Source organism: Mycolicibacterium aichiense, assembly GCF_010726245.1.
Taxonomy (GTDB): domain Bacteria; phylum Actinomycetota; class Actinomycetes; order Mycobacteriales; family Mycobacteriaceae; genus Mycobacterium; species Mycobacterium aichiense.
In genome coordinates this window covers 1500446-1513577 of sequence record NZ_AP022561.1, presented here as the reverse complement: position 1 = coordinate 1513577, position 13132 = coordinate 1500446, and the positions used below count along the sequence as shown (strand labels likewise).

Genomic DNA, 13132 nt, shown 5'->3' with positions numbered 1-13132 from the left:
CTACCCACCGTATCGTAATAGGGTTGGAGAGGACAAAGGTGACCAACCAACCGTCTGTAGAAACCGACGTCGAGCGGTTACAACGTTCCGGTCGTGACGTCAGCACCGTTCCCGCGCTGCTGTCGGAATGGCTGTCGACGGTGATGCCTGGTGGCGTGAAGCCGGAGGTGACCGTCGAAAGCGGCATCGACTCCAACGGCATGTCGTCAGAGACGATCATCCTGACCGGCCGCTGGGTGCAGGACGGCAAACAGGTCGAGCAGAAGTGGGTGGCCCGGGTGGCGCCCACTTCCGAAGACGTCCCGGTCTTCATCACCTACCGGATGGACCATCAGTTCGACGTCATCCGGCTGGTCGACGAACTGACCGATGTGCCGGTGCCGAAGGTGCGCTGGATCGACCCGACGGGCACCGTGCTGGGCGCCCCGTTCTTCCTGATGAACCACGTCGAGGGCACCGTCCCGCCCGACGTGATGCCGTATACGTTCGGCGACAACTGGTTTGCCGACGCACCGGCCGAGCAGCAGCGCGCCCTGCAGGACGCAACGGTCGAGGTGCTGGCCAAGCTGCACTCGATTCCCAACGCCGCAGACACATTTGGCTTCCTCGCCGAGGCCGTGCCCGAGGGTGACACCCCGCTGCGTCGCCAATTGAACTGGCTCAAGGGGTGGTACGAGTTCGCCGTACCAGACATCGGCCGCTCGCCACTGGTCGAGACCGCGCTGGGCTGGCTGGAAGATCACTTCCCCACCGACGTCGCCGCCGGAGAAACCGTGCTGGCATGGGGCGACTCGCGGGTCGGCAACGTGCTCTACGAAGACTTCCGGCCGGTCGCGGTGCTGGACTGGGAGATGGCGACGCTGGGTCCCCGCGAGCTGGACGTGGCGTGGATCATCTTTGCGCACATGGTGTTTCAGGAACTCGCCGGGCTCGCCGGCATGCCAGGCCTGCCGGACGTGATGCGCGAAGAGGACGTTCGCGCCACCTACCAGAAGCTGACCGGCGTCGAACTCGGCGACCTGCGCTGGTTCTACGTCTACTCCGGAGTGATCTGGTGCTGCGTGTTCATGCGCACCGGGGCCCGGCGCGTCCACTTCGGCGAGATCGAAAAGCCAGAGGACGTCGAGTCGACGTTCTACCACGCCGGGTTGCTGCGCCGGCTCATTGAGGAGGCATAGCCGAATGCTCGGACCGCTCGACGAATATCCCGTCCACCAGGCGCCGCTGCCGATCGCCTGGCCGAACTCCTCGGACCGGAACTTCTACGACCGCAGCTATTTCAACTGCCACGACCGCACCGGGGACATCTTCTTGATCACCGGCATCGGCTACTACCCCAACCTCGGGGTGAAGGATGCGTACGTACTCGTCAGGCGGGGCGACACGCAGACCGCGGTGCACGTGTCCGACGTGATCGACCAGGACCGGCTCAACCAGAACTGCAACGGCTACCGCGTCGAGGTGATCGATCCGCTACAGAAGGTGCGGATCGTGATGGACGAGACCGAGGGTATGGCGGTCGACCTCACCTGGGAGGGGTTGTTCCCGGTCGTTCAGGAGCAACCGCACATCATGCGTCAGGGCAACCGGGTGACGCTGGACGCGCAACGGTTCGCCCAATTGGGTTCCTGGGCAGGGCATATCGTCATCGACGGCGAGGAGATCACCGTCGAGCCGTCGGTGTGGATCGGCAGCCGCGACCGGTCGTGGGGTATCCGCCCGATCGGCGAGGCCGAGCCCGCCGGCCGCCCGGCCGACCCGCCTTTCGAAGGCATGTGGTGGCTGTATGTCCCGATGGCCTTCGAGGACTACGCGATCGTCATCATCATCCAGGAAGCACCCGACGGCTTCCGCTCGCTGAACGACTGCACGCGGATCTGGCGCGACGGACGGGTCGAGCAGCTGGGCTGGCCGCGGGTCAAGATCCACTACCGCTCCGGCACTCGCATTCCGACCGGCGCGACCATCGAGGCCACTGACGCCAACGGCGCGACGCTCCGTTTTGATGTGGAGTCGAAATTGCCGGTCCCGATCCACGTCGGCGGCGGCTACGGCGGCGACTCGGATTGGATCCACGGCGTGTGGAAGGGCGAGAAGTTCGCCGAGCGGCTCACCTACGACATGAACGATCCGGCCATCATCGGTCGCTCCGCGTTCGGCGTGATCGACCACGTCGGCCGTGCGGTGTGCCACGACGGCGGCACGTCCGCCGAGGGCTGGGGCCTGTTCGAGCACGGCGCGCTGGGCCGCCACGACCCGTCGGGCTTCGCCGACTGGCTGACGGTCGCGCCGTAACCACGTCGTGAAAGTTCTGACGGCCCTCTTCGGGCCCACCGATGCGGTCGATCGTGCCCGGGCCCTGCGCGACGCCGGCGCCAGCGGAGTCTTCACATTCGAAGGCCCGCACGACGTCTTCGCACCGCTGACGCTGGCCGCCGGCGTCGGCGGCCTGGACCTGATGACCAACGTGGCAATCGCGTTCCCGCGCAACCCGATCCAATTGGCCCACCAGGCCTACGACCACCAGTTGCTTGCCCAAGGCCGGTTCATCCTCGGACTGGGCACCCAGGTGCGGGCCCAGATCGAGAAGCACTACGGCGCGGCGTTCGACAAGCCGGTCGCGCGGATGCACGAGCTGGTCCGCGCGCTGCGGGCCATCTTTGCCACCTGGGAGACCGGCGAGCGACTGGACTTTCGTGGCGAGTACTACCGGCACACTCTGATGACGCCGATGTTCAATCCCGGCCCGAATCCCTTTGGCCCGCCGCCGATCTACGTCGGCGCGCTCGGTCCTCGGCTCACCAGAGCCACCGCGGAGGTGGCGGACGGCCTGCTGGTGATGCCGTTCGGCTCGGCGAAGTTCCTGCGCGAGTCGACGATGCCCGCGGTGCGCGACGGACTGGCCGCGGCCGGACGATCGGAGTCGTCGTTCGCGATCGTGCCCGAGATCATCCTGTCCGCGGGTGAGGATCACGACGCGACGCGGCGGCTGCTGGCGTTCTACGGGTCCACCCCGGCCTACCGCCCGGTGCTCGACATCCACGGCTGGGGCGATCTGCAGCCCGAACTGAATTCGATGTCCAAGCAAGGCAAATGGCAGGAGATGGCCGGCCTCATCAGTGACGAGGTGCTGCACACCATCGCAGCGTGCGGCACCCCCAAGCAGATCGCCGCGCACATCCGGGAGCGGGTGGACGGCGTCGGTGACACCGTCTGCCTGTATCAGCCAGGCCCGATCGCCACCGAGACGCTGGCCGAGATCGTCGACGAGCTGGCCCGCTAGCGCCGAAGTCGACGTTCTGCGGCTCACCACTCGGCCTTTCGCGGCCAAACGTTGGTTTGGGCGAATGGGACAGGCAACACTGGTGGTGTGGTGGGTTACGACGTAGTGGTGATCGGCGCGGGCTTCGCAGGCCTGGCAGCCGCACGTGAACTGGTCAAACACGGGCACGAGGTGCTGGTGCTGGAGGGCCGCGACCGCGTCGGCGGACGCTCGAGCACCGCGTCGCTGGCCGGTGTGCCGGTCGACCTCGGCGGCACGTTCGTCGGCCCCACCCAGGACGCGGTGCTCGCGCTGGCCACCGAACTCGGCTGCCCCACCGAACCGACCTACAGCGAGGGCGCCAACCTCATCCGGTGGCGCGGCAAAGTGCGGTCCTACCGTGGCACCATCCCACGGCTGGGGCTACTTCGGCTGGTCGACATCGCCCGGATCCAATGGCAGGTCGAACGGCTCGGCCGCAACGTCGACATCACCAAGCCATGGGCGTCGCCCAGCGCCAAGAAGCTCGATGGCACGACACTGGGCGGCTGGTTGCACTCCGTCGGCGCCGGCGCGTCGTCGCGGGACCTGCTCGCCGTGATGTCGCGGGTGACCTGGGGTGCCGAGCCCGACCAGGTGTCGATGCTGCATGCGGTGCGCTACGTCAAGGCCGCCGGGGGTTTGGACCGCATGCTCGACGTGGTGGGGGGCGCTCAGCAGGACCACTTCCCCGGCGGCACCCAGCAGATCGCCGAGGCGATGGCCGCCGAACTGGGTGATCGCGTCCGGCTCAATGCGATAGCGACGCGAATCGAATGGTCCGATGACGCGGTCGCGGTCACGTCGTCGGCCGGCGTCGTCGAGGCGCGACGCGTCATCGTGGCGATCCCGCCGGCACACCGGCTGAACATCGACGTCGCCCCGCCACCGCCGATCGGCTACCAGCAGCTGGCCCAGAGCTGGCCGCAGGGGGCACTGAGCAAGGCGTACGCCGCGTATCCACGGCCGTTCTGGCGCGACAAGGGCCTGTCCGGGCAGGCGCTGTCCGACGTGGGGCCGGTGTTCATCACCTTCGACGTCAGTCCCGGTGACGACGGCCCGGGAATTCTGCTCGGGTTCGCCGACTCCCGCGGATTTGACGCGCTCGATGCCGAGGAGCGCCGCAAGCGGGCACTCGCCTGCTTTTCGGCGTTGTTCGGCCCGGACGCCGAGAACCCCATCGATTACCTCGACCACTGCTGGGGCGCAGAGACTTTCGCACCCGGCGGCCCGACCGCGGCGGTTCCGCCCGGCGCCTGGACGGAATTCGGCCACCTGCTGCGCGAACCGGTCGGACCGCTGCATTGGGCGGGCACCGAGACCGCCGACGAATGGACCGGCTTCCTGGACGGCGCGGTGCGGTCCGGCCGACGCGCGGCAGCGGAAGTCGTTGCGGCGCTCAGGAACTGATGCGCTGGGCGGTCACCGCTGAGACCAGTGTCCGAAGATGCCCATTGACGACGTCGGGATGCTCCAGGATCGCGCAGTGCCCGCCCGGTGTCTCGACCAGGTCGACCAGATTGGGAACAGCGTCAGCGATCTTGCGGGACTGGCACATCGGCAACAGCCGGTCGTTGGTACTGCCAATCACCAGCGTGGGCACCGTCAGGCCGGTGAGGTCGATGTGTCGGGCGTTCATCTCGTCGACGAGCACCCGCGCCCACGCGCCGCGGCCACCGGCCGGGGTCTCGGCGAACAGGTCGTGCACCAGCTTGCCGATCGCGGGATCGGCGCCCGCACCGACGGCCATCATCGTGACGAACCAGCGGCTGCCGGGCTGGGCGCCCCATACCAGTGGCGCCCCGCCGAATGTCCTGATGAGGTGGCGTGCGGCGAGGGATCGGCCGGCGGCCAGCAGCGCGGGCACCCGCAGCAGGTTGATCTCTTTGAGCAGGTCGCCGGTGGTGGTGTTGATCAGCGCGACGGCATCGGCACGCTGGGCAACGCGGTGCCGGTAGCGGTCGGCCCACGAACTGATCGCGATGCCGCCCATCGAGTGCCCGGCGATCACCGCTCGTTCGCCCGGGCGCAGGGTCGCCGTCAGGACCGAGTCGAGGTCCCCGGCCAGGTGGCCGAGGCTGTAGCCGGACCGGCGCGGGACCCCGCTGCGACCGTGCCCGCGATGGTCGTAGGCGATTACCCGGAAGTCGCGGGACAGATCGTTGATCTGCTGATGCCAGACCCGCAGCGCGCAGGTGATGCCGTGCGCCAGCACGATCGGATAGCCATCGTCGGGGCCGAAGACCTCGGTGTGGAGGCGGGTGCCGTCGGCGGCCCTCACCTCAATGGTCCGGCTGGACGGCAGGTCGATACCGTTCTTGACGGCAGTACGGGACGCGGACATGGCCCCCTCCTCGCTCGGGACGGCGCCACTGCCGTTCCGGGATCCCTAGAGTAACCACCTCGGGCCCGGTCGAACCGTCGCACCGCGCCGGTCGTTATCGCACCGTGCCTCTCTAGGATGATCCGGTGACCGAGCACGCGTTCACCGACGCCGAACGCCTCGCCGTCTATCGCGTCATTCACCAGCGCCGGGATATGCGCAGGTTCAGCTCCGGAGCTTCGGTACCCGATGCGGTCCTGGCCCGGTTGCTGGCGGCCGCGCACGCCGCTCCCAGCGTCGGGCTGATGCAGCCCTGGCGGTTCCTGCGCATCACCGACACCGGGTTGCGGCACAAGATCCATGCTCTGGTCGACGAAGAGCGCAGGAACACCGCCGACGCCCTGGGTGCCCGGGCAGAAGAATTCCTGGCGCTCAAGGTCGAAGGCATCCTGGACTGCGCTGAATTGCTGGTGGTGGCACTCGGCGACGGCCGGGAGAGCCACGTCTTCGGGCGCCGCACGATGCCTCACATGGACCTGGCTTCGGTGTCCTGCGCGATCCAGAACCTGTGGTTGGCAGCGCGAGCCGAGGGCCTCGGGATGGGTTGGGTGTCCATTTTCGACCCGCAGCGCCTCGGCGAGCTACTGGAGATTCCGGCCGGCGGTGAGCCGGTGGCCGTCCTGTGCCTCGGCCCGGTGCCCGACTTCCCCGACCGCCCGGCGCTCGAACTCGACGAGTGGACTCATCCGCGCCCACTCGCCGAGTTCGTCAGCGAAAACCGTTGGAGCTAGCCAGGTTCGGCTAGCCGACGGAGGCGCAACCGACGTACGGGATGCATCCGGTGGCCCCGCCGGGTCCGGCCGAGCCGCTCGGACCGTTCGGGATGCCGCCGCTGGCGCCGCCGCGGTCCGCGGTGCCCCCGGGACCGTACGGAATCGAGCCGCTGGCGCCGTCGGGACCGGCCGTACCGACCGGACCATTCGGAATCGCACCGGACGCGCCACCCGGGCCTGCCACACCGCCCGGGCCACCGGGAATGACGCCGGACGCGCCGTCCGGGCCTGCGGTGGCCACCGGGCAGGGGCTGCCGTCAGGGTTGACGCAGCCCGGCGCGGGATCGGCGGCAGCCAACGGAGCGACCGCGATCGCGGCAGCTGCCGCACCGGAGAACAGAACTGATGCCAGAGAGAGTGATTTCAGTGCCATGCGAGTGGCTTACCCGAATCGACGACAAAAAATTCGGCGGTGTGGCCGACACCGCACCAGCACAGAGCGGAGACGAGATCGCGCCGCGCACAATAAAATGCGGGGGGTGAACCAGCCCAATCCGGACACTGATATGTCTGCGCGCGATGAAGTGCTGGTGCGTGGGTTGATCGATTGGGTTCCCTTGCAGCGCCTGCACTACCACACGGTCAGGGCGCACCCGGGTGAGCCGATCAAGACGACACAGCAGCGGGTCATGACGTTAATCCACGATCTAGTCCAGGACGATCTCGCGGAAATCGGAGACCTCAACGGTCCCGATGACCGGTTTGCGAAGTGGTCGACGTCCTTGAACGAATCACTCGATCGCGTCCGCCAGATCTACATCGACCAATTCGACGAGGACACCATCTGGCCGTGGTATGCATGGTTGAACCTGACCCCGACGGGCGCTGCTGTTGCGGAAGAGATCGAGCCAAACTTCGCGAGTGAGTAGGAGAAGAACCGCGATCACAAACTGGTTGTAGCGGCGACGAATGCGTTCATCGACTGGTGGTCGAACTCGTCGATCGTCGCCTCGAACCGCGGACGCGCCTTCGCCTCGACGAACCAACACCGCTCGACGAGTCGACCTTCGCCCGGTGTGGCGGAAGGAACGGCGAAGTGGTTCTGCTTCGTCCTGATCAATAATCCGCCGGCTGTCATATAGCCCGAGCACCGCACCGCCGAGGCCCCTGTCCGCTGGTCCGACATCACTACGCTTGATTGGATTTCGAAAGTTCCCTGTGTTGCCAGAGCCTTGTCTGCCCGGCGCTGCAATACCGACGTCGGGATCGTCCCGCTGAAGCCGTACACAGTGACCGTCTCACAGGCGTCCCATCCGCCGTCCTGTTGGGCACCGCACACGGAAATGCGCCACGGACGTCGCGTGTTGAATCCCGAGTATCTTCCCAAGAGCCGGGCGACAGGTTGGCCAATCTCTTTTGCCCACTGCGGAATTTCAGAGTTGTCAGTGATGTAGCGAAGCCCATCAACACCATCTGCTTCATCGGCGGCGGTGGGCGAGGCGCTGAGCGGCTTCCCCGGTTGATCGCGATAGTTCTGCTAGCTGGTCGTCGGCTCGCGATACTGAAGTCGTCGGTGGAAAGTTAGCTCATGCCGGCATAGCTATTCGCCCACGTACCGCCAGTCACCTGCGCCACCGTCGAAACCGAGGTCCAGCAGGTCCGCTGGGATGCAAGGTCGCGGGAAGACTGCGCCGTCGGTGCAGCTGACTCGGGCCAGGCCAATGCGGCCGAAACCAGCATCACCGCGCTCTCCGGCGAGCAAAAACAGACCGATGAAGACACTCTTCGCCGTCGCGGTGATGGTTGCGGCACTGGTGGTGGCACCTTCGCCCGCGCGGGCGGACGATTGCGGCGCCGCGGCCGCCGCGCAGGACGCGACGGGGTGCGTCGTATTCGGCCCCGATGTCATGGTCGGTCCTGGCATCGAGCTGAGTCCCGGTGTGGTACCGCCGGTCGCCTCGCCCGAAGATGCGGCGGCCCAGGCCGCAGCCGGCCGCCCGCCGTGTCTGACCGGCAATGGCGTGGCGTATTACACCCCCGCCGATATGCCCTGCTGACGGTTTTCCTGACGATGCGGCCCTGGTGGCGACCGGCGCTGCCGTCAACCCTGGGCGCTTGATCGCCTGTCGACCGTCCCCAAGAGTAGGTATTCGCCAAGCTGGGCCGCTGGGCGCCTGTGGGTGTAGTGTCGAAGCAGGTTGAATTTCCAGCCACGGTATTCGTCGCAGGCGAGCGGTGCATGTTGCACCCGCAATGCGAGCCTCTCGGGCGCGTCCCACCCACACTTGTTACGTCCTTCTAGTGCTCATTGGAGCCATTCGATGCATTTGATCAGTTCGAATTCGACCGTTGACCCACCCACCGACCGGCTGCAACTCTCCGCGGAATGGTCCAACACCACTGACGTTCGCGTCACCGCAGTCGGCGATGTCGACATGTCAACCGCCCGCCGATTCACCGAGTTCGTCTTCCGGCGCGCAGGCAATTGCCGGCGCCTCACTTTGGACATGACGCAGGTGACGTTCTTTGACTGCGCTGGGATTTCAGCGCTCGAGAGCGTTAAAGAACGCTGTGGAGAAGCCAACGTTGCACTCGAAATCGCACCAGCACAATGTGTTTCGCGAGTCATGATGCTCTGCGAGCAACTGTGCGCGTAACCGCGCATCGCTAGCCTGCGGGGCTAGCCCCGCTTCTTGTCGCCCTTTCCGTGCCCGCGGCCTGCTGGTCCACCCGGCGCAGGTGGCTCGGGACTGGGTTGCTGGACGACAGGGCTCGGGGGCGGAGCGACGTTCGGTGACGGGGTAACAGGGTTGCTGGTGCTGACCGGTTCCGGCGCCCGCGCCGGCGTCGACGATGCCGGATCCAACGCCAAAGCGAACGCCGACACGGCGAGAACACCCAGCACGCCGGCGGCAACGCCGTACTTGCGCATCCGCCGCCGAGGCGCCCGCAGGACGTAAGGGGTGGACGGAATCGGTTGCTCTTCGAGCACTTTGGTTGCCGGTCGCGGGCCGACGGAGACGACACCTCCGCGTAGCGCCCGCTGATCACCGGCCAACGCGGCCCGCATGTGCTCGGCACTCGTGAAGCGCTGCAAAGGATTCCGCGCGATGGCACGGTCGATGACCGCGGCGAGCACTGGATCCACATCGTCACGCACCGCCGCGACCGGTGGAGGCGTGCTATCCATGATCGCGTGCGCCAACGCGGCGGGATTGTCTTGCGGGAACGCTCTTCTGCCCACGAGCGCTTCATAGCCCATCAGGCCGACGGCGTAGAGGTCGTCACCGATGGACGCAGGGGCCCCGGCTACACGCTCAGGACTCATGTAACTCATCGTCCCGACAATCTGCCCGGTCATCGTGTGCGCGACCCCACCGGTCTTGGCGATGCCGAAGTCAGCCACCTTCATCGAGTCACCGGGCGCCGACACCAGAATGTTGCCGGGCTTGATATCCCGATGCAGCACCCCTGCGGCGTGGGCCACGCCGAGACCCGCAAGGACGTCGTCGAGCATCGAGCGCACGTGCGACGCCGGCATCGGCCCGGCGGCGATGATGTCGGCGAGCGTCTGCCCGGGCAACCGTTCCAGCACGATGAACGGGGTGCCCTGGTGATTACCGAAGTCGTAGACCGTAACGATGTTCTGATGGCAGAGCCGGGCCGCTGAACGGGCTTCGTCCTCGAACCGGCGACGAATTCCAGGGTCGGCAGTAAGCGTGGGGTGCAGCAGCTTGATCGCCACCGGCCGATTGAGCCTGGTGTCCCATCCTTCGCGAACCTCAGCCATGCCTCCGCGGCCAAGCACCCCGGCGACTGCATAGCGGTCCACGAGCATCTCGTGGCCGGTCATAACTTCTCCATAGCCGCGATGACGGCGACGCAAACCACGGTCGACTTATCTGCCTTCTCTTCGGCGCTATCTCTCAAGTGACTCATGGTGCGCATGAGCCTAACCGCATCAAAGACTCTGCTGGTAAACAATCGGCTCTCCCATGCGAGGTGCTGGGGCAATTGAAAGTTCAAGCAGCACAAAGCAATGGTACGGATCGGGCCGGTAACGCAGCGCTGCGTCATGGCGATATGAATAGCAATAACAGGCTCGATAGTCCTGCAGATCGCCGGTTCAGAGGTACAACCGTGCCGGTGTCTCGCCAAGCAGCGACACGCACGTCCTACGACGGTAGGGGCCGGTGTTGCCAGACCTTAGGCCGAATTCATGCCACGCATTTCTCGCGGTGGCCTCCTAGTGGGTGCCGTGGTGTTCTCGTCCGCCGCCGTATTGCTCTTCGCTGGACACCGGTTCTGGACCGAGAACCGTTCTCCGACGCCGCCTTCGGCCTCCGCAGTCGACGCATCGCTCGCGGCGCCTACCGCCCCCGCCCATGCCGCTCCACTGCCCACATCAGCGAAAGTCCGGCCCACGCCGTTGACGGCTCAACGGGCCAGCGAGCAGGCCGTTCCGGCGGCTGTGGTCTTGATCATCGCGGTCGTCTCCGTGGCCGTGCTCTTGAAGCGCGGACGAATGTAGTGGCGCGCGCCGCCGATCCCGACCAGCGACTACGCCATTTTCGCTGGTAAGGCTAACCAATGTCGGCGCTCGCGGGTTCACCTGATCGCTCGGTCAGTCGGCACATGGGCGCTACGCTTTTGACGCTTCGGTTAATACACCGCCCGCGATCCGGGATGACCCCGCGAAGGAACCGTATGAAGTTCGCGCAGTCGAGCAGGTTGTCCAACCTCTCGCACGAAGCGCCGGGGCCCATCGCTGAGCAGGTGTCACGACTCGAAGCAGCCGGACACCGGGTCATTCGGCTCGATACAGGCGACCCGTTTCCGTTCGGCTTCGAGGCGCCCGGTGAGCTGGTTCGCCAGATCGCCGAGGCCCTACCGACCGCGGCCGGCTACAGCCCCACCAAGGGCTTGCTGGCGGCCCGAAACGCGGTCGTGCAGTACTACTCCGTCCGCGATGTCCCTGGCATCGACGTCGAGCATGTATTTCTCGGCAACGGCGCGTCCGAGCTGATCGTGATGGCCATGACGGCCTTGCTCGACGAGCGCGACGAGGTCTTGGTACCCGCTCCCGACTTCCCGGTGTGGACCGCCGCGGTGAACGTCAACGGCGGACGCGCCGTCCACTATCGGTGCGACGAGTCGTCGGACTGGTATCCCGATGTCGCCGACATCGCAGCGAAGGTCACCGCGCGCACCAGGGCGATCGTCATCATCAACCCGAACAATCCGACCGGCGCGGTGTACCCGCCCGAGGTGTTGACCGGCATTCTCGACATCGCACGCGAGCACAACCTCATCGTCTGTTCCGACGAGATCTACGACAAGATCCTCTACGACGACGCCGTCCACACCACGACGGCCTCGTTGGCACCGGATCTGCTGTGTCTGACCTTCAACGGACTGTCAAAGGCCTACCGCTGTGCAGGATTCCGGGCAGGGTGGCTCGCGGTGTCCGGACCGACGGATCACGCCGTGAGTTACCTCGACGGTCTGACCACCGTCGCCGGACTGCGCCGATGCGCGAATGTTCCCGGCCAGCAAGCGATTCAGATCGCGCTGGAAGCCGATGGGTCCGGGCACGACCTCACACTGCCCGCCGGTGCGCTGCGCGAGCAACGTGACCGAGCCTGGAAGGCACTGAATTCCATTCCCGGCGTCTCGTGCGTCAAACCCCGAGGAGCGCTGTACGCGTTCCCGAAGATCGACCTGAGCGTGTATCCGATCCGCGACGACGAACAATTCGCCCTGGACCTGCTGCTGCAGGAGAAGATTCACATCATTCCCGGCACGGGCCTCAGCTGGCCCGACCCCGACCACGTCCGGATCGTGATGCTGCCGCGGGCCGATGAGCTGCAAGCCACCATCGGCACGATCGGGCAGTTCCTGGCCACCTATCGCCAATGATGATCCAGCGCAGCAGCTTTCGGTGCGATCAGGTGCCGATACGGTCTGCGTTCGCGTGGATCGCATCGCGGCAATAGGCCGCGAGACCCGGTAGTCCGAACGACTCGTCGTAGGTGGCGACGTATCGGGGATCGCTCACGTACATGTCGCCGAGGTTGCGATGGAAATCCGGCGGGCAGTCGTAGAACCAGCGATTGACGTGGAGCCGATGTTTCTCCGCCGCATCCATCGCCTCGTCGGAGTCAGCGGGCAACCCCGCGCGGAAAGCGTCGGCCAACGCCTTCTCGACCTCCTCCCCTTCGGACTTGATCTGCACCCACTGCTTCTTGCCGTAGGCCTTGGCCCGCCGCTGCGATTCCTTCCACTCGGCGGTCTCACCCCACTTCTGCTCAGCCTCCGCCTGGTAGTCGTCGAAGCCGTCACCGAAGAGTTCGCGCATGTCGTCGTCGGTCATAGGTGTGTTCGTCATTGCCTTGTCCAATGCGTGATCAATTGCCTCGACGAGGTTCTTCATCTCGTCGAGCCGGGACATGACGCGTTCGCGCTGGCGGACCAGGTGGCTGATCGCATCCCCTTCGTCGAGCAGGCTCGCGATCTCGTCGAGAGGTAGCTCGAGGCGGCGGTAGACGATGATCTGGGACAAGCGCGTCAGGTCCGCCACGGTATAGAGCCGATAGCCCGACGCGGCACGCCTGCTGGCGCGCAACAACCCGATCTCGTCGTAGTGATGAAGCGTTCGCACCGTGATGCCAAATCGCTTCGCGACCTCGCCCACGGTGAGCTCGTCCACCCGCATCTCCTGCGTCACATCGTTCA

General features: G+C 66.1%; 14 protein-coding genes. 9 read left to right on the top strand and 5 right to left on the bottom strand.

All coding sequences use genetic code 11. The features are described 5' to 3' along the window. Positions 1-38: 38 nt before the first annotated feature. The 4 genes from G6N32_RS07300 (at position 39) to G6N32_RS07285 (ending at position 4711) form a co-directional block, all read left to right on the top strand. The gene (locus G6N32_RS07300) at positions 39-1178 is read left to right on the top strand and encodes a phosphotransferase family protein (protein ID WP_115316577.1); all 1140 of its coding nucleotides are present in this window, start codon (positions 39-41) and stop codon (positions 1176-1178) included. Between the two features lie 4 nt (positions 1179-1182). Continuing rightward, positions 1183-2295: an Rv3169 family protein gene (locus tag G6N32_RS07295; protein ID WP_115316578.1), complete on the top strand. Its 1113-nt coding sequence runs from the start codon at positions 1183-1185 to the stop codon at positions 2293-2295. Between the two features lie 7 nt (positions 2296-2302). Beyond that, positions 2303-3283 (top strand): TIGR03617 family F420-dependent LLM class oxidoreductase, encoded by a 981-nt coding sequence (locus tag G6N32_RS07290; protein ID WP_083121008.1) that lies wholly within the window; start codon positions 2303-2305, stop codon positions 3281-3283. A gap of 87 nt (positions 3284-3370) precedes the next feature. Then, positions 3371-4711: a flavin monoamine oxidase family protein gene (locus tag G6N32_RS07285; RefSeq protein WP_115316579.1), complete on the top strand. Its 1341-nt coding sequence runs from the start codon at positions 3371-3373 to the stop codon at positions 4709-4711. On the opposite strand, the gene G6N32_RS07280 is transcribed toward G6N32_RS07285, so the two are convergent. After that, positions 4701-5645, bottom strand: coding sequence for an alpha/beta fold hydrolase (locus tag G6N32_RS07280; RefSeq protein WP_115316580.1), 945 nt, complete (start codon positions 5643-5645; stop codon positions 4701-4703). The genes G6N32_RS07285 and G6N32_RS07280 overlap by 11 nt on opposite strands. A gap of 125 nt (positions 5646-5770) precedes the next feature. On the opposite strand from G6N32_RS07280, the gene bluB reads away from it, so the two are divergent. Continuing rightward, positions 5771-6415, top strand: a complete 645-nt coding sequence (bluB, locus tag G6N32_RS07275) for a 5,6-dimethylbenzimidazole synthase (protein WP_115316581.1) — start codon at positions 5771-5773, stop codon at positions 6413-6415. 10 nt (positions 6416-6425) lie between these two features. Here bluB and G6N32_RS07270 read toward each other — a convergent pair whose 3' ends face one another. Continuing rightward, a complete protein-coding gene (locus tag G6N32_RS07270) occupies positions 6426-6830 on the bottom strand; it encodes a hypothetical protein (RefSeq protein ID WP_115316582.1) in 405 nt (134 codons plus the stop codon). A gap of 106 nt (positions 6831-6936) precedes the next feature. Between G6N32_RS07270 and G6N32_RS07265 the strand changes: the two genes are divergently transcribed. Further along, positions 6937-7326 (top strand): hypothetical protein, encoded by a 390-nt coding sequence (locus tag G6N32_RS07265; protein WP_147291937.1) that lies wholly within the window; start codon positions 6937-6939, stop codon positions 7324-7326. 14 nt (positions 7327-7340) lie between these two features. On the opposite strand, the gene G6N32_RS07260 is transcribed toward G6N32_RS07265, so the two are convergent. After that, positions 7341-7685 carry a hypothetical protein gene (locus tag G6N32_RS07260; protein WP_147291938.1) on the bottom strand — a complete coding sequence of 115 codons (345 nt, stop codon included), beginning with the start codon at positions 7683-7685 and terminating at the stop codon, positions 7341-7343. A gap of 484 nt (positions 7686-8169) precedes the next feature. Here G6N32_RS07260 and G6N32_RS07255 point away from each other — a divergent pair, with 484 nt between their 5' ends. Continuing rightward, a complete protein-coding gene (locus G6N32_RS07255) occupies positions 8170-8454 on the top strand; it encodes a hypothetical protein (RefSeq protein WP_115316585.1) in 285 nt (94 codons plus the stop codon). 264 nt (positions 8455-8718) lie between these two features. Further along, entirely contained in the window at positions 8719-9054 is a 336-nt protein-coding gene (locus G6N32_RS29290) for an STAS domain-containing protein (protein WP_115316586.1), read from the top strand. 23 nt (positions 9055-9077) lie between these two features. On the opposite strand, the gene G6N32_RS07245 is transcribed toward G6N32_RS29290, so the two are convergent. Next, positions 9078-10250, bottom strand: coding sequence for a serine/threonine-protein kinase (locus tag G6N32_RS07245; RefSeq protein WP_115316587.1), 1173 nt, complete (start codon positions 10248-10250; stop codon positions 9078-9080). 833 nt (positions 10251-11083) lie between these two features. Between G6N32_RS07245 and G6N32_RS07240 the strand changes: the two genes are divergently transcribed. After that, positions 11084-12316 (top strand): pyridoxal phosphate-dependent aminotransferase, encoded by a 1233-nt coding sequence (locus G6N32_RS07240; RefSeq protein ID WP_410432513.1) that lies wholly within the window; start codon positions 11084-11086, stop codon positions 12314-12316. A 28-nt stretch (positions 12317-12344) separates the two neighbouring features. Here G6N32_RS07240 and G6N32_RS07235 read toward each other — a convergent pair whose 3' ends face one another. Further along, on the bottom strand, positions 12345-13106 hold the full coding sequence (locus G6N32_RS07235; protein WP_115318757.1) for a MerR family transcriptional regulator: 762 nt from the start codon (positions 13104-13106) through the stop codon (positions 12345-12347). Positions 13107-13132 lie beyond the last annotated feature (26 nt).